This is a genomic window from Treponema sp. Marseille-Q4130, from assembly GCF_014334325.1.
Classification (GTDB): domain Bacteria; phylum Spirochaetota; class Spirochaetia; order Treponematales; family Treponemataceae; genus Treponema_D.
This window is the reverse complement of record NZ_JACSET010000005.1, coordinates 1-22,349: the sequence shown is the minus strand read 5'-3', so window position 1 is coordinate 22,349 and position 22,349 is coordinate 1. Positions and strand designations below refer to the sequence as shown.

General features: G+C 47.8%; 18 protein-coding genes. 7 read left to right on the top strand and 11 right to left on the bottom strand.

Going from position 1 to position 22,349, the window contains the following annotated elements; genetic code table 11:
- Window positions 1-253: 253 nt before the first annotated feature.
- The 3 genes from H9I36_RS06425 (at window position 254) to H9I36_RS06415 (ending at window position 5,048) form a co-directional block, all read left to right on the top strand.
- A complete protein-coding gene (locus tag H9I36_RS06425; protein WP_187384553.1) occupies window positions 254-1,096 on the top strand; it encodes an Rpn family recombination-promoting nuclease/putative transposase in 843 nt (280 codons plus the stop codon).
- A 395-nt stretch (window positions 1,097-1,491) separates the two neighbouring features.
- Window positions 1,492-3,999: a hypothetical protein gene (locus H9I36_RS12910; protein ID WP_187384552.1), complete on the top strand. Its 2,508-nt coding sequence runs from the start codon at window positions 1,492-1,494 to the stop codon at window positions 3,997-3,999.
- A gap of 8 nt (window positions 4,000-4,007) precedes the next feature.
- Window positions 4,008-5,048: a glycosyltransferase family 2 protein gene (locus H9I36_RS06415; protein ID WP_187384551.1), complete on the top strand. Its 1,041-nt coding sequence runs from the start codon at window positions 4,008-4,010 to the stop codon at window positions 5,046-5,048.
- 224 nt (window positions 5,049-5,272) lie between these two features.
- On the opposite strand, the gene H9I36_RS06410 is transcribed toward H9I36_RS06415, so the two are convergent.
- The 3 genes from H9I36_RS06410 to H9I36_RS06400 form a co-directional block, all read right to left on the bottom strand.
- Window positions 5,273-5,959: an NYN domain-containing protein gene (locus tag H9I36_RS06410; protein ID WP_187384550.1), complete on the bottom strand. Its 687-nt coding sequence runs from the start codon at window positions 5,957-5,959 to the stop codon at window positions 5,273-5,275.
- 328 nt (window positions 5,960-6,287) lie between these two features.
- Window positions 6,288-6,512, bottom strand: a complete 225-nt coding sequence (locus tag H9I36_RS06405) for a hypothetical protein (protein WP_187384549.1) — start codon at window positions 6,510-6,512, stop codon at window positions 6,288-6,290.
- Entirely contained in the window at window positions 6,503-6,841 is a 339-nt protein-coding gene (locus tag H9I36_RS06400; protein WP_187384548.1) for a winged helix-turn-helix transcriptional regulator, read from the bottom strand. The genes H9I36_RS06405 and H9I36_RS06400 overlap by 10 nt, the downstream gene beginning before the upstream one ends.
- A 131-nt stretch (window positions 6,842-6,972) precedes the next feature.
- Here H9I36_RS06400 and H9I36_RS06395 point away from each other — a divergent pair, with 131 nt between their 5' ends.
- The 3 genes from H9I36_RS06395 (at window position 6,973) to tpiA (ending at window position 9,810) form a co-directional block, all read left to right on the top strand.
- Window positions 6,973-7,362, top strand: coding sequence for a nuclear transport factor 2 family protein (locus tag H9I36_RS06395; protein WP_187384547.1), 390 nt, complete (start codon window positions 6,973-6,975; stop codon window positions 7,360-7,362).
- Between the two features lie 156 nt (window positions 7,363-7,518).
- Window positions 7,519-8,790 (top strand): phosphoglycerate kinase, encoded by a 1,272-nt coding sequence (locus H9I36_RS06390; protein ID WP_187384546.1) that lies wholly within the window; start codon window positions 7,519-7,521, stop codon window positions 8,788-8,790.
- A gap of 270 nt (window positions 8,791-9,060) precedes the next feature.
- Window positions 9,061-9,810, top strand: a complete 750-nt coding sequence (gene tpiA, locus H9I36_RS06385) for a triose-phosphate isomerase (protein ID WP_187384545.1) — start codon at window positions 9,061-9,063, stop codon at window positions 9,808-9,810.
- A 49-nt stretch (window positions 9,811-9,859) separates the two neighbouring features.
- Here the strand turns inward: tpiA and H9I36_RS06380 are convergent, their stop codons facing one another.
- The 4 genes from H9I36_RS06380 to H9I36_RS06365 all read right to left on the bottom strand — a co-directional run bounded on the left by H9I36_RS06380 (window position 9,860) and on the right by H9I36_RS06365 (window position 17,177).
- The gene (locus H9I36_RS06380; RefSeq protein ID WP_187384544.1) at window positions 9,860-10,810 is read right to left on the bottom strand and encodes an MBL fold metallo-hydrolase; all 951 of its coding nucleotides are present in this window, start codon (window positions 10,808-10,810) and stop codon (window positions 9,860-9,862) included.
- On the bottom strand, window positions 10,807-13,161 hold the full coding sequence (locus tag H9I36_RS06375; RefSeq protein ID WP_187384543.1) for a hypothetical protein: 2,355 nt from the start codon (window positions 13,159-13,161) through the stop codon (window positions 10,807-10,809). Before H9I36_RS06375 ends, H9I36_RS06380 begins: the two co-directional genes overlap by 4 nt.
- Before the next feature lie 232 nt (window positions 13,162-13,393).
- Window positions 13,394-16,096, bottom strand: coding sequence for a transcription elongation factor GreA (gene greA / locus H9I36_RS06370; RefSeq protein WP_187384542.1), 2,703 nt, complete (start codon window positions 16,094-16,096; stop codon window positions 13,394-13,396).
- 148 nt (window positions 16,097-16,244) lie between these two features.
- A complete protein-coding gene (locus H9I36_RS06365) occupies window positions 16,245-17,177 on the bottom strand; it encodes a tetratricopeptide repeat protein (RefSeq protein ID WP_187384541.1) in 933 nt (310 codons plus the stop codon).
- Window positions 17,178-17,366: 189 nt separating this feature from the next.
- Between H9I36_RS06365 and H9I36_RS06360 the strand changes: the two genes are divergently transcribed.
- On the top strand, window positions 17,367-17,927 hold the full coding sequence (locus H9I36_RS06360; RefSeq protein ID WP_187384540.1) for a hypothetical protein: 561 nt from the start codon (window positions 17,367-17,369) through the stop codon (window positions 17,925-17,927).
- A 9-nt stretch (window positions 17,928-17,936) separates the two neighbouring features.
- Here H9I36_RS06360 and H9I36_RS06355 read toward each other — a convergent pair whose 3' ends face one another.
- The 4 genes from H9I36_RS06355 to H9I36_RS06340 all read right to left on the bottom strand — a co-directional run.
- A complete protein-coding gene (locus tag H9I36_RS06355; protein ID WP_187384539.1) occupies window positions 17,937-18,977 on the bottom strand; it encodes a 23S rRNA (adenine(2030)-N(6))-methyltransferase RlmJ in 1,041 nt (346 codons plus the stop codon).
- Window position 18,978: 1 nt separating this feature from the next.
- A complete protein-coding gene (locus H9I36_RS06350; protein ID WP_187384538.1) occupies window positions 18,979-20,928 on the bottom strand; it encodes an NAD(+) synthase in 1,950 nt (649 codons plus the stop codon).
- Window positions 20,929-21,096: 168 nt separating this feature from the next.
- Window positions 21,097-21,555: a hypothetical protein gene (locus H9I36_RS06345; protein ID WP_187384537.1), complete on the bottom strand. Its 459-nt coding sequence runs from the start codon at window positions 21,553-21,555 to the stop codon at window positions 21,097-21,099.
- A gap of 111 nt (window positions 21,556-21,666) precedes the next feature.
- The coding region (locus H9I36_RS06340; protein ID WP_187384536.1) for a hypothetical protein at window positions 21,667-22,349 on the bottom strand (683 nt) is incomplete at its 5' end.

The window sequence follows — 22,349 nt, the reverse complement described above, 5'->3', positions numbered from 1 at the left end:
GTATTTTTACTTCGTAAAAATACGCAGCCGTTTTGCAACATATCGACACGGCGTCCGTGCCGCGTATTGCAACGAGCGCGGAGCGCGAAGTTCCCCGCGCAACTTGCAACGAGCGCGTAAGCGCGAAGTTCCCCGCACAGGAAACGATGTTTTCGTTTATTTTTATAAAAAACCGCGTAATTTATCACTTTGCAGGCGATATATATTGCAGCGGCTTCCTTGCCGCACTATCTCAATAACCGAAGGTGCAGCTATGGAATATACCCATAAACCCGTCGAAGAACTTACCTTTACCGACGACTTTATGTTCGGCACGGTCATGAAGAATAAAGTTATATGTAAGGGTGTATTGGAGCGTCTTTTGCATATCAAAGTCGGTAAAATAGAATACCCCTCGCTGCAAAAAACAATAGCACCTTTTTACGAAAGCAAGGGCATACGCCTCGATGTCTATGTCTCAGACCCAGAGCGCATCTTCGATATCGAAATACAAACGTCACTTCCGCCTTCTCTTCCCAAACGCACACGTTATTACCAAAGTCTTATGGATGTCGATAACCTCTTGAGGGGACAGAGTTATGCGGAATTAAAAGAGAGCTATGTCATCTTTATCTGTACGCAGGATCCGTTTAACAAAGGCTTACCCGTGTATACGTTTCGCAACGTATGCAGTGAAGACGGCACGCTTTTTCTTAATGACAAATCGTATAAAGTGTTTTATAATGTGGGTGCCTACGGTAAAGAAGATGAGCCTGAATTGAGCGCGTTGCTGCAGTATCTTTGCGAGAGGCGGGCGACGAGCGGTTTTACACAGCACATCGATGAGCTTGTCGAAAAAGCGAAACGGAACGAAAAGTTTAGGAGCTGGTATATGTCGTTGAATATACGGGAAGATGACTTACGCATGGCAGGTGAAAAGATCGGTTTTGAGCGGGGCGTTGCTGCGGGAATACGCAGAGGTCGACGAGACGGCATTGCGGCGGGATCATATCAAAAAGCACGGGAAACGGCAAAAATTTTATCGGATATGCAGATGAGTCTTGAAGTGATAACGAAAGCGACCGGTCTCTCGGAAGCGGAAATCAAAAAGCTGTAATGGTATTTGCTCCAAAACTTGACATCCGGCCTTTTGCCAGACGATAAGCGGAAATATCCAAAGTCCTGCAAGATTTCCAATCAGCTGTTCAAGACATTGCCGGGCGGGATTTTTAAATCTTTAACTTCTTTTGCAGCTGCAATCATTCGGAGTTTTCGTCTTGCAACATTATGAATAGTCGGTGGCAGTATTGTCAAGGATAAAACGAGTTCTCCTCCGTGTATACCTCTCCATACGTTATCAGGTCGAATGTCTGCACACAATAAACCGATAATTGTTATTTTTTCCGACTTATGTTATAATATATTAAAAATCGGGAGAATCTTTTAAAATTGCGATTTTAGAAGTTTTCTTGCAGATATAGTGCAATCATCGCAGTTTCATGGGGGAGGCTTATGAAAAAGATCTGTTTTAAACTGTGTGCCGTTTCGCTCGCGTTGTGCGTTTTTTTCGGTGCGTGTAACTTCAACATAAACGGAGGCAAAGAACTTGCCGAAGTGCGTGTCGGCGGCGGGGGAGGGCGAGCTGCAAACCGCGAGACGGGCTTACCGATATTCGACGGCAGCAATACGACGATCACGATCAGCGATGCTTCGGGGCGCTTGATCGCCGAGGGAGCGTTTCCTTTTTCTGCGGAAGTCGTCGTCGGCATCGAGATCGTCGTAAAGGCGACCGTTCGAACCGCATCGGGTACGTGGACAAGGACGAAAACCCACACCGTAAAAGGCGGCATAAACGATATCGATTTGGAACTGTCGAAAACGCCGAACGTTGCCGCCAATCTGCTGGTCTCTATTACGGGAAAGCATCATTCAGGCAGCAATATCGTATCCTTGAGCACGCAAAACGGTAAAAAACTGCTCGATGGAATTCTTATCGGCAAAAAACCGATTGCTGCACGGGACAAAATCGGCAGAATATATGTGCTGTATGAAGATACTTCATCTCCTCCTCATCTTAATCTTAAACGCTTTGATGTAGAGGGAAATGAGGATGCCGGATTTGAAGCTGCCCTTGCCGCTAAGCTGTCTCCTTTGCTTCCTAATGGGATCAGCGATATTGATAATATAGCGATTGATCAGGACGATAACTATATCTTTTTGTTTAAAGAGAATACCGTCTATTGCTTCAAGGAGAAAGAAGATCATTCGTTTGAATCTTTTGAAAGCGATGACTTCCCGTCTCTGTCGCCACCAGTGCCGAGTTCCAGTGCCGTTGCGGTATATGATGATGTACTGTTTGCTGTGTATAATGATACCTTGTTTGCCTGTAAGTTTGAATTTGAAGATGCGTCCAGTCATTTCGGTGCTAAGCTTTTAAAATTTGAATCGCAGGCAACTAGAAAACCGTTGGCTAAACTTCGCACAGGTAGTGACTTCGGCAATAATCGTACTGAGTGTACCGGACTATTTGCCGACGAGGACGGTGTGTACTGCTTGCTTAAAGAGCAGGGATTGCATCACGGAAAACTATACGCACTTGGTCAGCTTGTATGTTATAAATATTCCGGCAGTACGTTTACCGATAAAACTAAGGTAGGGCTTAATCCTGCTGCTTCAACCGGAGACCCCATCGCCTTTAATGCACAGTATTTTTCCAATCCCGTCGGTTTTATCGGCTACGACGAAGATAATATCTACATTGCCGACGACGGTATTGATATTCAATATGTAAACGAAAATTGGCGGATTATTGGCAATCAAAACCGCATCGCTGCATTCAACCGTAAAACGAACGGCATGTCGTTTGACGATGCGGGTAACGCGACGTGGTTTGCCGAACATTCCGTCTATAAAAAGCCCAATACGAAAATGTTGCTGTGGGAAAAGCAAAGCCCTGCCATGGTTCTTTCCCCCATGAACTATTGGATAAGCACAGACGGAACGGAAGCATTTTCCGCGACGAATAAGCTTTTTGAAGACTCCGTGCAGCCTACCGACGTGTTCTGCTACGATCAGGATGGCAATCTGTATATTATTTTGTGGAAAAATCCTAATTACAACGTTAGACGGTTTGCGCTGAAAGAAGACGGTTCATATGAGAAGCCGGGTGTAGACTTGGTTTTAACATCCAGTCCTGTTTCTGCGATTGTGGTAGATATTTCCAATGGGCAGAACAGTCTGTATTATGCGTGCGCTAGTGGTTCCTACGGGCAGATACAAAAAAAGAGCTGGTCTTTAGGCTCTTTGTTCAGTAGTGCGTACGCGGTTTCAGGATATAGTGTGTCGTTTAATCCGAATAGTGCTCCCGTTACCGCTCTTGCCGCAAACAAGGACGGACTGTTTGTCGGCACAAGGACAATGAGCATATCTCCTGCCGGCTATACATTATCGGTAAAGAAATATGACAAGCAGGACGGAGCCGATAAAGGAAAGATCGATGTCGGGGCATTCCAACCGACTCCTACCGAACATGGTTCTCCCTATCCTCTGTATACGAAAATTATGAGTGCTATTAACGACTTACAGATTCTCAACGGTGTGTTGTATGCCGTCACTTCAAAAGAAGAGTGCGGTATGAAACACAACGGTAGCAATTACAAAGCCGATACCTTTAAAAACAGCGGCAAGCTGTATAAAATCGGCAGTACGAAGGATGGATTCTCCGGCAGTGCCGTCGAATTGGCTAAAAAGGATCCTGTAGGTACGGCAGGGAACGAAGTCGGCTACGGTTTTTATCGCTTTATTGCCGTAAAATACGACGAAGCCGAGCGGATTAGGCTCATCATCGCCTCGGACGGTGCATGGGGTAAAGAGGGACAGGCTATTTCCCCTGATCACCCTTACTGTAAAAATGCCGACAAGGTATTGGAGTACGATTTGAAAGGCAGTTTACAAGGCGAACAGAATTCGGGCGGAAGCTTTTCTAAGACGTTACAAGAATCCGGTTTTGAGTGGAATTAAATCGTAGGATGAGTTTTAAAGAACGCTGTGCGTTACGCTTTGGGCGTGCCGCACGGCAAAAGCCTCTCATAAGCCTCTGCGTTCCCGTGTACGGGACGGAGGGGTTCGTCGGACGGTTTTTAGACAGTGTGCTGCAGCAGGCTGATGCACCGCCTTTTGAAACCATCGTTGTAAACGACGCGAGTCCCGGCACAAAAGAACTGCGGGGTATTGTTAAAACATACACAAAGCGGTTTAAAGAGCGGGGGCTGCCGCTCGTGTTTTTGGAACACGGTAAAAACCTCGGTACGCTCGAAGCGCGCCGTACTGCGGTAAATGCGGCATCGGGCGAATACATCGCCTTTGCCGATCCGGACGATGAACTTCCGCCTAATGCTCTCCGTATATTGTACGATGCAGCCTGTACGTCGGGTGCGGACATCGTGCACGGCGCGGGTACGGTGTGCGGTATGGAAGGTGAGCCTGATGCGCGCATCGCCTCTTTTGCTCGAAAAGCGCAAAGCGTATACGAGGGCGTTTTACCGGGCGGCGAAATCCTCCGTAAGTTTATCGTTGAAAGCGCATATAACGGCTTTGTGTGGGGTAAACTCTTCAAAACCGCCCTCGTTCAAAAAGCATACGATGAGATCCCCTTTGCCTATTGCACGATGGCCGAAGACCTGCTCCTCTATTTTTTTATCGCATTGACGGCATCGAAGTTTGCCGACGCGCCGGCGGACGGGCGTACTCGAAACGCGTGTACGTATTTCGGCATACGGGACACGGTGTATAACTACCGCATCAATACCGGTATTTCTTCCCGCCGACAAATTGCCGACCTTGCTTCATGGCAAAAAGTGTGCTCCGCTTCGTCGGTGTTTACGATCATTTTCTCCTACTTGGACGAGCATCCCGCTGTCGGAAGCGATATACGCGAAGCGGTACGGGCTTCGGGGCGCGCGCACTATGCCGATAATTTGAAGCAGCTCGAAGTCTGCGTCGCTCCCGCACTACAGCAGGAAGCGCGCGCGGTGCTCGACGAGTGGTGGGGCGTGGAAATCGCACGGTAGGAGGGGGATGATGTGCCGTTCCGGTTATATCATAAGATTCAGTTTTTCACATAATGCGTCTTGTAATGTTTTGCTGAAATTGACTCCCGCTTTTTCCGCCTGAATATTAAGCCATGCAGGAATTGTCAATGTCTTTTTTATTGCCTTTTCATTTACTTTAAATTCGCCGCATACAAACGATACGAAACTTTTTTTATCCGTTTTAATTTTATTTGGTTTTGTTTTTACGGATTTTGTGTTGTTTTTTCAACTCCGTTAGGTTTAAATCTCGAATCACAAGTTCGCAGTCCGTCGATATGTTCGAACAGATCAGGCTTAATCGGATTGTACAGAGGGTCTAATATGAAATCAATGCCTTCTCGTCGAGCCAATTTTGCTGCAGATACAAAGTCGCTGTCTCCTGATATTAAGATAATTTGGTCGACTTGTTTCTTGTACGCGAGAGAAGCTATATCTAAACCGATTTTCATATCTACGCCCTTTTGTTTTACAACGAGCATAAAATCTTGTTCTTTTAAGTCCTGCAGGTAAAGTATTCCGCGACACAACTTTCGTGTTATCTGTTCGCGAAGGAGAAATTGCGCTTGTTCGTCTGCCAACTTCCCTAATCGCAGTGCGAATTTCCTTTTTTGCTTTAGACACTCGATAAAAGTGAGCATCCATGTATGCAGGTCTGTTTTTGAAAAATCGACTTCCTTTTGCAGAAACGGATGATATACCTTTTTGTTCATGGGAAGACAATCGTAATAAAAAATACGGTATAAATCGCTGATCTGCTTACCATGATAGTGCAGATGCATGTGGCAATATTTGTTGAGTTCGTCAGCTCGTTCTTCGGCGGTTTTTTCGCCCAATCTGCTCTGCGCTCGTCTGCGATAGAATCCGCCGTCTACCAAAATTGCAGTTTTCATACACTTTTCCGGAAATAAAAAGTCTCTGGGTTCAGCAAAACTCGGATAATAGAGCAGCTTACCGCCAGAGACGCTATTAGCATATTCATTGTACGTAATAATAATACGTCTTGGGTAGCGTTTTGTCAAGTAAAAAAAAATCAATAAAAAAAATCAATAACTCAATAAAAATACACGACGAGGCGATTGTATCGCAAATGTATGCGTGTAAAAATGAGGCGCTTCGTCCCCGCACTTGTTGCAGTACGACGGCAACGATAGGGTGGCACACGGAAATCAATTTTTACCTAAAAGGTCGGATGTCGAGCTTTTTGAAAAGCAAATGACACTACAGTTTTTCGATCTCCGCTTCCGAAAGACCGGTCGCTTTCGCTATCACTTCAATGCCCAGTCGCATATCCGATAAAATTTTTGCCGTTTCCCGCTTTGCTTGATAAGCTCCTGCGGCAATACCGTCGCGTCGGCCTCTGCGTACTCCCGCAGCAACGCCCCGCTCAAAGCCGATCTTTTCACCTGCCATGCGTAAATCATCTTCTCGTATATTCAACGACATATTTGCATTTTATGTAATTCGGCGATATAACTCAAACCGAAAATCTCAATCTCGTCTAACACTTTTTGAAATTTAGTTCCCAATTTACTCAAAGAGTATTCAACATGAGGCGGGACTTCGGCAAAGACTTTTCGGTCGATTAGTTTATCTTTTTCAAGCTGACGCAGCTGTCGTGTTAAAACAGTTCGAGTTGTTGCAGGCATTACTCTTTGAAGTTCATTAAACCTTTTTGTACCCGTACTCAGATGATATAAAATTATAATCGCCCATTTTCCTTGCAATACTCTTTGCGTAGTAGCGAAGGGGCACTTATCATAAATCGATATCATAAAAAACTCCTTATAAGTATTATTTTTAATACTATGTATTATAAATGTTCGTACTTGTAAAATCAAGACAAGAGAGTATAATTATACCTATAGAAGCGAAAAAACTTCTAAATATTTACCGGAGGACTTTTATGAAAACTGAAGCAATGAAGGTATTTGCTGCTTATCGAGATGCATTGGAAAAGGGTGATTTTGCCGGAGCTTTTGCAGCAATGTCCGATACTGTTGTATGGCACATGGGAGGCGAAAGTTCGCTTTCAGGTACGATTACGGGGAAACAGGCGTTGGGTGAGCGTTTAGGGGAATTTGCAAAAAGGAGCGGCGGCACATTTAAAGTTATTACCAATTGGGCTGCGAGCAACGATTGTTTTGTTGCTGCAAGTGTTGTTTCCTTAGCGCAGAGAGGTTCTGACACGCTCAATGATCCGGGTATTGATCTGTTCAAAATAGAAAACGGCAAGATACAAGAAGTATGGACTTTTGCCGAACAACAATCGGCAGAAGATACATTTTGGGGCTAAGTATAGAATTTTAAGGTAAAAAATAAAACGTAAGATAAACTTCGGAGAACTGCCTGCGATAAATCTCCATGCGTACGATTGAATATTGCGCCGAAAAAACATATAATAAAAAAATCGAATCGCAAAAAAATTCTAACCATTACAGCAGGGGGCATTATGATTAAAACCGTAAAAGATGTCGATTTGAAAGGCAAGCGCATCGTCATGAGAGTCGATTTCAACGTTCCGATGAAAGACGGCGTCGTTCAGGACGATACGCGCATTATGGCGGCGCTGCCGACGATCAAATACATACTCGAGCAAAAGCCGCGGAGTCTCGTTCTCATGAGCCACCTCGGCGATCCTGCGAAAGACGTAAAAAAAGCCGCCGAAAAAGCGGAAAAGGCGGGAAAGCCGTTTACCGAAGCGGACAAAGAAAAATTCATCGCGGGTAAAAACCGCATGGCGCCCGTTGCCGCGTATTTGGAAAAAAAACTCGGTACGCACGTCGCGTTTGCGCCCGATGCGCTCGGTCAAAAAGCCGCCGTCGACGCGCTGCCTGAAGGCGGGGTTATGATGCTCGAAAACGTCCGCTTTCATAAAGAAGAGACGGCAAAGACGGCCGAAGAACGCGAGGGCATGGCGAAAGAGCTTTCAACTTACGGCGACATTTTCGTCAACGATGCCTTCGGCACTGCGCACCGCGATCAGGCATCGACTGCGACGATCGCAAAGTTTATGAAAACGGAATGTGTCGGCGGTTTTCTCATGGAAAAAGAAGTGAAGTATCTCGATCCGATGCTTCACAATCCTCCGAAACCGATGGTCGCGATCATCGGCGGGGCGAAAGTTTCTTCGAAGATCGCAGTGCTCGAAAGCCTTTTGAAAAACGCATCGACGCTCGTCATCGGCGGCGGTATGTCGTACACGTTTTTGAAAGCGCAGGGACACAGCGTCGGAAAATCGCTTGTCGAAGACGATTTTATCGATACGGCGAAAAAATTATTAAGCGAAGCGAAAGAAAAAGGCGTAAACATTATTTTGCCGGTCGATCACAGAGGCGCCGAGTCCTTCGACGCGAACGCTTCCGCCGTTTCGATCGACAGTGCCGATATCCCCGACAATCTCATGGCGCTCGACGTGGGACCGAAAACGCTCGAACTCTATAAAAAGGCGATCGGAGAAGCGAAGTCGATCATTTGGAACGGACCTGTCGGCGTTTTCGAATTCGAAGCGTTTTCGAAAGGAACGGAAGCGGTTGCGCGCATGGTCGCAGAAGCGACATCTCGCGGCGCTATGACGGTAGTCGGCGGCGGCGATTCGGTCGCTGCGGTCAACAAATTTCACCTCGCCGATAAGATGAGCCACGTTTCCACGGGCGGCGGAGCATCGCTCGAATTCCTCGAAGGAAAAACGCTTCCGGGCATCGCGATTTTGGCACAAAAATAATTTATCGATAAACGGCGAGTTTGGAAATTATTAATTTTTCTACAGGAGATACGATAAAAAGCGCCGTCTGAAATATCGTCGGCGCTTTTTATCTCGAGTTTGCACGGGTGTTTGCGGAATCTATATATACGTATTGTTTTAATGAAAATCGAATGAATACGATACAGTATAGTTTCGCAAACTCGATTATTGAACGTGTGCGCTTTTGCGCACGACTAAAAACTTTTTTGGAAGTTGCAACTTCCTGCAAAAGTTTTTATAGGAGTTTTTATGGCACGGACACATTATATTGCGGGAAACTGGAAGATGAATACGAGCAAAGCCGAAGCGGTCGCGCTCGCAAAGGATTTGGTTCTGCAGCTGAAAGGCAAACCGAACAAGTATATGATCGCTCCGCCTTTCGTCTACCTCGACGCGGTCGCGCAGGTTGTAAAAGGGAGCAATATTATTTTGGGCGCTCAGGATGTCGCCTCTACCGGAAACGGAGCGCACACGGGCGAAGTGTCGGCGGAAATGCTCAAAGATATCGGAGTGCAAACGGTGATCATCGGGCATTCGGAGCGGCGGCATGAAATCGGCGAAAGCGATATGCTCATCAACGCGAAAGTGCGCAAAGCGCTCGCATCGGGTCTCGATGTCGTGCTGTGCATCGGAGAGCTGCTTTCCGAACGCGAAGAAGGAAAGGCGGAAAGCGTGTGCGCGTTCCAGCTCGATGCGGGACTTTCAGGCGTAACGGCCGCCGAAATGGCGCGCGTTACGATCGCATACGAGCCGGTGTGGGCGATCGGTACGGGAAAAACCGCGACGCCAGAAGACGCGCAGGCGATTCACGCGTTTTGCAGAGCTCATATCGAAAAGCTCTACGACAAAAAAGTCGCCAACGAAACGATCATCCAGTACGGAGGTTCGATGAAAGCGGCAAACGCAGCGGAACTGCTTTCTCAAAAGGATATCGACGGAGGGCTCATCGGTGGGGCGGCGCTGAAAGCCGACACTTTCGTTCCGATCTGCGTTTTGTAAAAAGTCTTTGCGTGGAGCGCTGTCCGGGAATTTTCGTTTTGGACAGCGCCTAAAGCGCTCTCCACAGCATTTTATTGTCAACGATTTCGTACGTTATGCGTCCTTTTTCATACAGGCACGTGAGAAAGGAGCGCAGCGTACAGCCGATGAGTACGTACTGCGCGAGCTTCATCGAAATGCCGTTTGCGTTTGCGACTTCGGTTAATAATTCTTCCGCCGTGTGCGGCTTCTTTTTTAAAATCTTCATAATGCAGCTTATCGTCTGTAAAACGGCGATTTGGTTCATTTCAACAGTTTCATCGATCCTCGTGACCGCTTCCCCGTGACTCGGCACGTACCGGTCAGCACGTACGGAGCGGAGCTTTTCAAGCGTATCCGAAAATGAAAAAATATCGATCATAAACGGGATCGAAAATTTTGCAATCACGCTTCTGCCGAATACGGCGTCTCCCGCAAAGAACGCGGACTTTCCGTCGGGGGTCTTGCACATAACGCCGAGCATTTCAAAATAGTGACCGGGCAGGGCGATAAAGCGTATTTTTTTGCCGTCGGTAAGCTCGACGCACTCTTCGGCGCGTATAACGCGTGTCGCTTCGCAGTGCGCGGGAACGTAATAGGGTACGCGAAGTTCGGGAAGCGGAAAGCCGCCCCATGCGATGGAGGATTGTAAAAGCGTGTTTTCGACGCTCCCTTTTTCAAGGTAGGGCATCCATATTTCGCATTTTGTTTTTTCTGTAAAGTAGGCGTTGCCGCCGGTATGGTCGGCGTGCGAATGCGTATTTATGATCGCTCGGAGATGCCAGCTCCTAAAATGCGCGTTGAGAATCGCTTCGATGTTGCGCGCGTCTTTTTCGCTTCCGCCCGAATCGATGAGGTAGAGAGTGCATCCGCTTTCGTCTTTTACGCGTATGACGCCGACGTTCGTTCCGCCGGGAATTATGTAGACGTCGGGGATGAGTTCCCGTATGGCAGCCGCGCTCATCGCGCACTTCCCTGTCATCTGTCCTCTCCGCTTGCAAAGAGCGGGAGCCGCTTGTTTAAAGATTTATTGACTTCGATTTTCGCTTCTTTTCCGTCCCATGTGTATGTGCCCGTCCTGCTCATGATGTATGAGCGGATGCCGGTTTTAATAAAGGCCGATCCGCTTCCGGAAATGGCTCGAAAGACGACGGGCGCGGTAAAGGGGGTTTGCTCTTTTTTTATATCGTCGATGAGCGACGGGAATTCGATAATGACCGACTGAGCGTTCGTTTCATCTGCGTATTCCATGCGCAAAACGGGGAGCGATGTGCTTATCCTGCGTATCGTCGTTTCGTAGCGTTTCTTTTTATATGTGACGGTGCCGTAGGTTACGTCGGGGATATGCAGTGCGTCGAAGTATTCTCCGTACGTGTTTTTGAAAAAAGGATCGACTCTCGCGCCGCCTTTTTCGGCTATTCGCTCTTTGAGAGAGACGCACTCGTCGATGATGTTTTTCGCTGCGGAAATTTTATACGGGTTCGTATACAGTTCGAACATGGAAATGAATTTGAAATTGTCCGCATTCTGCGCCATAAGTTGCCCGCCGAACGAGGTCATCGTTTTGATTTTCGGCACGTCCACGCGGTTCAGCATCGTCACGGCTGCGATCGTATCGAAGATATTGTAGCCCCATCTCGAAAGCTCGGATCGCGCGGCGTTTTTGAGATAGGCTTTCATCTGCGTGTCGGCTTCGGCTATGACGCTTTCGTTTTCCCGTATGATGCTTTCGAGAAGCGGCACGTCGCTTGCCGTGTACGTCTTTGCCGTGTCGAGCATACGAAGCGATTGCGTTTGTACTCTGCTTGTCGTCATCTCTTTTTTAAACTCCGACTCTGAAGCTTTTGTCGCACTGAGCGATATCGTGTATTCGTTCGGTTTTTTTCCGAACGTAAACATGAGGTAGTGCCCCCACGCGGTCGCCGTCGCCGAAAAGAGATCGAGATTTTTACCGCCGAATGCACCGTGAAGGAGGGCATCGAATGTCTTGTTTTGTGCCGAAATATCGGCTTCGGAAAAATGAGGGGTGGCGAAAAAACTTTTCGGCGTTCCGTCGAACACCGGATTATAGCGCGTCATATACGTCCACATCGTAACGAGGTAGAGCGGGATCGATTTCGCTTCGTCTCCGCACTGCAGCACGAGCGTACAGGAACCTTCGCTTGTGAGCGTCATATCGCTTACGGAACAGGTGACGCCGCTTATCGTTTTACCGTTTCGAGCGACGGTACCGGTATACGAATATTCGTTTTTCTTTTCGGCTTCCGCTTTTGCGCCTGAAAGAAAAGCGGAAGGAGAGAGAACGAGGGGAGCCGGCTCGAAGCGCCATTCGGTATCGGTTAAATTTTTATAATAAAAACCGATTTTTCCCGCGGGATCGGTACCCGCAACGCGAAGAACGCGTGCATCGTTTCCTTTACCGTTTTGAAATATGCAGATATATTTTGAAAGGCGCGCGTTTCCCGAAAGCTTGATGTCGGGCTGTTTACGCCAATCTTCGTTCGGCAGTCCCCAGCGCGTAAAATTGGAACGGTAATCGCTGCCTTTGTAAGGCTGCTTTTCTGCGACATAGGTGTATTTGAAAAACATCGGATCGCATCCCATCGTGTCGTAATCGATGAGGCGCGTATACATCGTACCGTCGTCTCCGATGAGAAAAATCGTCGAACCGCTTGCGCTGATGTTTTGCGCGGTAAAGGCGCCGCGCTCGGGGCCGAGGATCGTATCGCTCAAATCGGTCGGAAGCCCGGAATCGGTAAAGCGTATTTCCCGTCCGTTTTCTGTAAGAAAGTAGACGGTCGTAACGCCCATCGTTCCCCAGTTGTGTTCATTGCCGAAACGGTCGGTATACCATTCGATGCTCGATCTCCTCGTTCCGGTCGCCCAGCCGCGCTTATGAGAAACGAGATCGTTTTGCACCAGTTGTTTTTTTTCCGGCCAGCCGAAGCCGTTCGTCCACACGAATTTTTTGTCGATGCGGTTCGACGCGAGCGGACAGACGAACATTTTTTTTTCGTCGTCGAAGGCGAGGAGCATATCGTCGTCGGCTGCTATTTCGACGATTTTTTTCGGTATGTCGAAACCTTCGCCCCGTGCGATGCGCCTCTTTTTCGGAAAGGGGAGACCCGTTCCTTGAAAGAGCGCCCAATGTTCGCTTCCCGCTTTTTTCATCATAATTTTTCCGCCCGAAAGGCAAAATTCATAACCGCGCGAAAAAGTCTGCGTGAGGGTGGCGACAAAGACGTGCTTCGGGAGATTTCCGTTGATATCGTTTTCCGAAAATACCCGTCCGCGCGCATCCTGGGCATTGCCCGATGAACTGCGTTCCGTCATGTGTGCTCCGTGTATTTTTTTAACGCATAAAAAAATGATAAGCGCTCCCGCGATAGGGATAAGGACTGTCGGCAATACTTTTCGATACTTCATACATCTGAAATGTTTGCACAGGGAAACTGTCCGGAAATTATAATTTTCAGACAGTTCCGTACGATTTTTACGAGCTCCTCTCAGGCGCAGCGCCTTTCGAATTCTTAAAAAGTTCGCCGCGCCGAAGGACGCAGCTTGTTTACGCTTTCGCCGCTTTTATCTCTTTTACGGTGTAATCGTAGTTGTGATCGTTGATCGTAAAGACGACATGCTCGCCGACTTTTTTGTCCATAAGCGCATTGCCGAACGGCGACATATACGAGATGACGTTGTTGTCGGGATCCGATTCCCACGGTCCGAAAATCGTGTACGTTTCGTCTTCATTCGAATCGTTGTTGTGCAGCGTCGCCGTCGTAGAAAACGAAACGAACGCCGTCGTGATCGTTGTCGGATCGAATACGACCGAGCGACCGATTTCCTCCTGAAGCGTTTTAAGCCGCTCGTTTAAAAAGTGCTGGTGTTCGCGGGCTGCTTTGTATTCCGCATTTTCCTTTAAGTCTCCCTGAGAACGCGCTTCGCCGATCTCTTCCGCGTTTTTCGGAATGTCGACGGTACGGATCTGCTCTTCCTGCGCTTTTTTTTCTTCGAGCTTTTTCGCCGTAACGAGCATACCGCGCTGCTGCGTCGAAGATTTTTCTTCCGCCGCCTGAAATTTGAAGTCGGGATATTTTTCGAGAATCTTGTTTCGCAGCTGAGCCTTTTTCGCGGGGTCGAGATCCGCGATGTCCGCGACGAGCGTGTACATACGCTTTACCGTATCTTCGTCGTTTTCGAGCATATAGTCGATAAGCGTGTCGCCTGAGAACAGCAGATCGATCGCGGCCGCATTGATTTTTTTGTTTTCCGTCGTATTGACGTGATTGCTGATTTCACGGAATGTGAGTTCGACGATATTGATCAGCGCGATAAGCTGCTTTTCGTACGGAATGCCGGCGCTTTTAAACCAATCGTCGTCCCTGCATTCGCGGAAAAAAAACAAAACGGCTTGGCGGTTGTCTTTGAAATTGTCGAACGAATCGGATGCGAGGCGCTGCACCATATCCGTCTTTCCCGCGTTGATGAGAGACGTGAGCATGGAGCGGCTGAGCACCGTCGGAAAGAGACGCACGTACTGTTTGTCCCAGTCGGGAAGGAGTTTTACGTTTTTAATAAAATCTTCGCGGAGCGTCGTGTTTTTCGTATCTTTGAGCGAAAGATACATTTTACGCGGTTCTTCGATTTTATCGTATACATCCTTAAAGGTGAATTTGATTTGATAGGCCGAAGCGGGGACAAGCATATTGATTTTTTGAATCGTCAAAAAGGAAGCGACAACCTGTTCGTTGATGTGCGAAACCGATTTTAAGAATCCGATAAAATAGGAGAGCATTTCGTTGAACGTTTCGCCGCTTTTATCCGTTTCGTCGTCTTCGATAAAGCGCATGAATATGTCGATCCGCGGGAAGAATTGCTTTTGCGCTTTGAATTCGTTTGCGAGCTTTATGTCTTTGCTTACGTCGTGCTCGCGCACCGTATACATATCGATGTCGTTCGTGTCGACGCCGAAATGCGGGTTCGATTCGAGAATCTTCTTTGCCCCGCTGTTCCACGACGTCCATTCGGCCGCAGAGAGAACGTCGTCCACGAGTTCGGCTTTGATGCGCTTGAGGTCGCAGCGGTTTGCGAAACTTTGAATGATCGTTTTAAGCGCCCACTCTTTATCGCTCTTTACTTTTTTGGCAAGTTCGTCGTGTTTTTTCGTCGCTTTGAGCACCCAAATGTGATCTTTCGCAAGCGGCTGCAATGCGCTCACGGCCATCTTGAGGGACATGGGACGCACTCCGTATTTTTTCCCGAAATTGATTTTCAGCGTATCGTCTTCGACCGATCGGATGATGCCGACACCCCACGTGCGGTGGTACACGTAACTTTTCGCATCGAAGGCGATGTGCTTTTCGAAGTCGTTGAGCGCTTCGAATACGTTACGGAAACTCTGCGCGAGGTTCGACGAACGGATGTAGTCTTCGAGGTGAGCCCGTCCTTCGTATTTTCCGCGGTAGCAGTCGACGAGCTCTTTACGCGCCCAGGTATCGTGCTGATCGATTTCGAGAATCTGCTTGAGGATATCGATCGCCGTATCCCATTTTTTATTGTCCTTATACCACGTGTACAATTCCTGCATGAGAACGGCGCTCCGCTCTTCGCTGATCGTCTTTGCGATCTTTCGTTTGGCGAGCATAAAAAAATCGATCTCTTCGGGAATGAGCTGGACAAGGCGCGACCATGTCTCTTTTACCGCGTTCATGTTTTTTGCGGTGATGTAGCGGAGATGCGCCTTTTTGTAGTAATCGATCGCCGTTTCCGTATCGTTTGCCGCTTCGGCGTGCTCGGCGAGGAGCTTTGCCAAATCAGCTTCTTCGAAATCGAGCTTTACGATCCTTTCATAGAGTTCCCACACTTTGTCACTCGATTCGGCGCGCAGGCAGTCGGCAAGCGTACGAAGAGCGAATTTGTTGTTCGGATCGTCCGCGAGGATCGTTTCGCAGAGGTAGATGACGATATTCTCTTTATGATTTTTTTGAAAGATGTCGACGAGGTTTTCGAGAGAAGAATTGTCGAGCGCCCCTTTGCCGAGCGACACCATGCCCGACAGGTACAGCGCGATAATGCTGTCTTTCGTGTGTGAGAGGTGCTCGTCACAGATTTGCTGCAGTTCGTCGGCGCATCCGGCTTCCCGCGCTTTTTCAACGATGTCGGCGAGCTCCATGAGATTGTTCTTTGTATAATTGCTGATCGCAGCCCGTGTCCACGTCTCCTCTTTGAGCATGTTTTGAACCTGCGTCACGAGATTTTCATCTGCCATACGATACTCCTTATCGATAATTATTAATTTATAAATGGTAGCCTCTAACAACTTGCGTTTTAGAAGTTTTCCTTAATTTTAAATTGTCCGCTGCCGCTTCGAATATGCGCTTGTTTTTATCGTCCTCATCGGTCGTCCGTTTTGCCCGTCACTTGGTGTACTGCTCGTAAATCGCCGAATCCAGTATTTTTATCTTCAGCAGCGTATCGCTCACCGGCTTCGAATTGTCGTCCGATGCGAGATAGTGATCGATGAGCCAAAAATAAAGATTGATAAGGCGCGGCGTGAGATTCGCCGAATCGCAGGAAGGATCCTTCATCTCCGTTTCGATCGCGTAGATTTCCTGTTTTAATTTGCTGATCTCCTGCAGCTTAAGCTCGCGCCGTACATTAAAGACGCCGTAGAGCACCCCGTATACCGGAATCCACTGTAAAAGCGTCGTGCCCGTGTAGCCCTTTTCCGCCGTCTTTTCGATCAATACCCGAATCAGTTCCGAGTCAAGAAAGCCCGCGTCGATTTTCGCCGGATCGATAAAAAACGCTTCTCGAAAAAGCACTTTTGCGTTCCGCTCGTGTCCGCACAGCGCAAAACAGTCGGCGAGTTCGGCGAGCACCGACGGAAGTCCCGGCTGTGCGTTGTTTGCGACGGTAAGGCATTCCTGTGCATCTTCGAATTTGCCGAGCTTTTTGCAGCACAAGCCCGCTTTTCGGTAGATTTCCGCTTTTTGCGCGTTGTCGCGTTCGTCGAACAGCTGCCGGTAATTTTCAAGCGCGAGCGAAAAAACTCCGCGATCAATCGCTTCTACTGCGGGCAGGTATGGGTTCGCTTTTCGCGAAAGAAAAACCCGAAACCGTTTCCAATCGGCAAGGAGGCTTTCGCCGCGTTCGAACGCATTTTCCGTAGCTTCCAGCTGCCTTATATGCGGAATCCAAAAATTGCAGCAGTCGGCGGTAAACACGAGCTCCGTACAGTCAAATTCGTCTTCAAACAGATTTTCAAGTATTTTTTGCGCTTGCTCGGGATCGGTGTGTTCCATGCAGTTGATAACTTTTTTGAGCCCGGTTTCCGTTTGAATTTTCATAGCTACAGATTTAATTATAGCAGAAGGATTTTTTTTAGTCAATTATAGTTTGGCTGCGAAAATAAACTAATGTTTATACCCGCTTTAGCGAAATCTGTCAAGCCCCTGATTGACAGTCTGATTGACCTCCTGTATAAAAACCGTTATCATTTCAAAAACTTCCTGCAAGATTTTTTATGGAGGAAATCTATGAAAAAGAAATTGATCGCGGTTTTTGCGGCTGTCGTTGTATCTGCAAGCGCGGGGTTGTTTGCCACGGGGATCGGCCCGCAGCTCAACTTCGATCCGGTCGCGACCCGTTTTATCACTCCGCCCGCATGGGGTCTCGCATGTTCCGCCAAGTTCGACAACATCCCGCTGTATTTTGCCGGCATATTCGATATAGCACCGCATTTTTATAAGGACGATGACGGAGCTGCCGTCACGACCGCACGGCTCGGTCTGCAAGTTACGGCCGACTATTGGTTTATGAATCCCGAAATCATAGGCCTGTGGCGATGGTTTTGGGGCGTCGGCGGTGCGGTCAGAACCGATTTTACGGCGAACGGAAAAAATTTTTATCTGTCAACCGGACCCCGCGTTCTCGCAGGCATGAATTGGCATTTTGCCGACGGCTTTTTGGAACTGTACGTGCAGCAGGCGATTCAGCCGGAACTGCAGTTTGCGTTCGGTGAAGACGGTAAAGCAAACGGCGTTTTCTATATACCCGTCTACTTTCCGAGCAGCGTCGGTTTGCGCTTTTGGTTTTAACTATTGAAATTAATAATTATTAATTTTATATGATCCCGCGCTGCCACTTCCGAGCGCTTCGGCGAGGCGGGGCAGCACGGCGCCGAGTTCGTCGTCTATCTTCCACGGAGGGTTTACGACGAGCATGCCGCTCCCGTAGAGGCGCGGCGGTTCGGAGCGTTTCACATCTTTCAATGCCGATTCGCGGTGCGAGTTTTTGGTGTTTACGCATAAGAGCGCATCGAGTATGCCTCTTTCGGTTTTCCCGCTTTTTATTCCGGCGATTATCTTTTGCTTCATCGCATCCCGTTCGATTTTTTTTATCGCGACAAGCGGATACCAAAGCACAAGTGTTGCACTTGCCCAGCGTTTATGCGTTTCGATAAGCGCGTTTGCCGCTTTTTCCCAGTCGGACGCATCTTCATAGCTCGGATCGCAAAATACTATGCCGCGCTTCGTTTTCGGAGGCGTGAGCGCGCGGAGCGCTTCGAATCCGTCCCGGTGATGGATGTGCACTGCGGGCGAGTTTTCGGCATTTGCAGCGTTTAAGCGCATATTGCGCTGCAGCGCGCCGATTTCATCAGGGTGCAGTTCGGAGAGGATGAGGCAGTCTTTTGCCCGCATAAAAGCGCGCTCGATTTCCGGAGAGCCCGGATAAAAGCCCGCATCGAGGCAGGCTTTTGCAAAGTGAAAGTATTTTTGAAAATCGATAAAATCGCTTCGGCACTCCGATAAAAGCAATTCACGTAAAACCGACTCGGACAATTTTCGGGCCGACTGCAAATCGTCACGCGATATCGCGGATGGCTGCGGGGCAGGCTCCTCGCGATCGGGGGACTGTGCTTCCACGTATCGAGCCGCTTCGAGCAATTTCAGAATTCCGCTTTGCGCGTCGAGCGTTTTTTGTGCACGCTCGTCATTCAAATCGTAGCGCGCGGATCCTGAGTGCGTGTCGATGACGGTATACGGCGCTTCCTTTGCGTTAAAGCGTTCGAGCAGCATGATGAGGAGCGTGTGCTTGAAAACGTCCGCGTGATTTCCCGCGTGAAAAGCGTGCCGGTAGCTCAGCATATTATTTTAACGAATCGATTTCCGTAAGCCATAAGGCAGCGCTTGCGTCGCTCGGCATACGCCAGTCGCTCCGCGGGGAGAGACTTATCGAGCCGACTTTTGCGCCGTCGGGCATACAGGAACGTTTGAACTGCTGCGAAAAAAAGCGTTTGTAAAATATGCGGAGCGTGCGGAGCTTTTCTTCGTGCGTGTACGGGAGAGAGGCTTTGTCCGCGAGAAATAAAATTTTCTCAGGTGAAAAACCGAAGCGCAACATATAGTATAAAAAGAAATCGTGGAGTTCGTAGGGACCGAGAATGTCTTCGGTTTTTTGCGAAACCTTGCCCCGTTCGGAAGGAAGCAATTCGGGACTTACAGGGGTTGCGAGGATATCGTTTAAGACAGCCGAAAGATTTTTATTGTCCGTACTGTCCGCACAAAATCGCACCAAGCGCCTCACGAGGGTTTTCGGAACCGAGCCGTTGACGCCGTACATCGACATGTGGTCGCCGTTATAGGTGCACCAGCCGAGCGCGAGTTCCGACAGATCGCCCGTGCCGACGACGATGCCGTTTATTTTGTTTGCGATGTCCATGAGCACTTGCGTGCGCTCCCGCGCCTGAGCGTTTTCGTACGCGGCATCGCGTATACTTTCATCCTGACCGATGTCGCGGAAGTGGACGCGCACCGCTTCGGCGATGTTGATTTCCGTGAGCGCAACTCCCGTCTCCTTTGCAAGTGCGCATGCGTTGCGGTAAGTCCTGTCGGTCGTGCCGAAGCAGGGCATCGTAATCGCGTGAATCCCGCTCGCATTTAACCCGCAAAGAGCGAATGCTTTGACGGTGACGAGGAGGGCAAGCGTCGAATCGAGTCCTCCCGAAAGACCGATCACGGCATTTTTTACGCCCGTGTGGCGCATCCGCTTTGCAAGCCCTTCGGCCTGTACGGTAAGTATGTCGTTCCACCGTTCGCTTTGCCCGCTTTCGTCGTTCGGAACAAAAGGCGAAGCATCGATCGTTCGGAAAAGCGGCGCGTTTTTGGAAAAAGTTTTTGCGCGGGATAAAAGGTCGACGGAAATTTTTCGGTACGGCCGCGTATTTGCGTTTGACGCGCAGTTCGAAAACGTCGTCTCTCTCCGCCGCTCCAAAACGAGCCGCTCGATGTCGATGTCGGCAAAACAAATTGTATCGTCGAACGATTTCGATTCGGCGATGATCGTTCCGTTTTCGGCGATGATCTTGTGAGAAGCGAATACGGCGTCCTGCGTCGATTCCCCGTGTCCCGCATCGGCATAGACATAGGCACACAGCGTACGTGCCGACTGACTTTTGACGAGGAGCCTGCGGTATTCGGCTTTGCCGACCGTTTCGGAACTCGCCGAAAGATTTGCGATGATCGCGGCGCCCGAAAGCGCGTGGTATGAAGAGGGCGGCAGGGGCGCCCGAAGGTCTTCGCCTATTTCCAAAGCGATCGCACAGCGTTCATCGTCCGCATCCGAGATGATGATATCGCAGCCGAACGGGACGGCCGGATGAGCTTTCGAAAAATATACCGTTTCGGCATCGGCATTTTTTTTCGGCGAAAACCATCTCCGCTCGGAATATTCTCCGCTGTTCGGAAGATAAGTTTTCGGCACGAGCGCGAGAATTTTTCCCTCGAAGATAAAAGCCGCACAGTTGTACAGCGATCGGGCGGATGCGAACGGAAGACCGACTGCGATGAGAATCGGAAGGGAAGCCGTCTTCTTTGCGATGCGCTCCGTTTCACGGATAGCCGCCTCTTGGAGCGTCGTTTGCAAAAAGAGATCGCCGCACGAATATGACGTCACGGCGAGTTCGGGAAATACGATGAGGGATGCGCCCTGTGCACCCGCTTTTTTGCATGCGTCTATGATGCGATTTGCATTTGCCGTACAGTCCGCAACGACGGTTTCGGGACTTGCCGCCGCCGTACGAAAAAATCCGTAATTCATACGCACAGTGTAGCACCCGAAAGCTAAAAGCGCAATGCAGCTGTTGCCGCGCGAAACGGATTGTCGCCGGAACCTCGACTTGGGTATAATCTTGTGTATTCGTGCGGAGGGTTTAATACCCCGACGCTTGCGTCGTAACAAAGGGGATTAAAGCCGACTGCAATCACTTTATGAGAACAACATACCCCGACGCTTGCGTCGGGGGTGTTGATTTAATAAATGTAATATCTCTCTTATCTGTTTACCTGAATAAAGAGCGACCGGAAATTTAATTATTGTATTTTCAGTTTTTATTTTCATTGATAATACCGTATGACCGCGGCTCCACCAACCTTTACAAAAATGTCCGATTTCAGCTTCTTTTATCATGTCAATTTTAATTACATATATAATTCTAAACCATTCTTTTACATACAGAGTATTTTCTTTTATAAAAAGCCTGTTTCCGAAAAAATTAAAAATAAATATTAGTGAAAATGCGGTATATACTATACAAGCTCCAAAATGGAAGATCGAGAATTGTTTTATCAAATCATAAACGGCATAAGGGACAAGGCAAATCATAAAAAGGCCTGTCATTAAACTTATTATTCCGTGTGTGTTTTTTGGGAAATATTTTTTTTCCATAATTTTAATTTCCGTTCAGTTTCTATACTTTTATCCAGCCTGCAGGGCTGTACGTCTATCATTGTTTTAACCCGAAAATCAGCTTGACGGCATGTCGGCTATGAAGTTTTGTTAGGCTTTACAATTCGCTTTATAGAATTCATATGATTTGATATATGATTCTATAATCCAATCGTATCCGTTTATATTTCGACATTTTATCAATGTTTCATAAAAATCGTCAAATCTTTTGTTTTCAAAATATAATAGCGCAAGTTCAAAATTAACAGATACGGCTTTCGGATTGAATCCGCAGATAAACTCTAAAACATCGATTTCTTTTTCAAGCAGATAGTCTTTGTAGGCTTCTTTAGAATAAAAAGTTTTCAGATAATCCATAGCTATGTATAAACATAATTTATTATTAATTGTATCCGGCAGTTTTGAACTTTGAGATAAAAAATCCTCACATAACAGTTTTTTCTTACTTAAAAAAACAGTTGTTTTATTAAAAATTGTTTCGTTTTTACTCAACTGATTTATTTTGATTTCCTTTTCGATTAGTTCATCCGGTTCGGAAATTATTTTTATATAGTCTCCCGGCTTTAATGTTCTTAAAAGTGAAGAGAGGAATTTATTTGAAAATTTTCCAAATAAAAATGAGAGCATAAAAGAAATTACCGAAAATAAAAAACATATAAGACCAAAATCATCATATTCTTTTCTGATTTCGATCTGAAATAGAATAAAAAACATGATTCCGATAATAATCAAAAGATTTTTTAAAATTGAAAATAATTTACGCCCTTTATGTA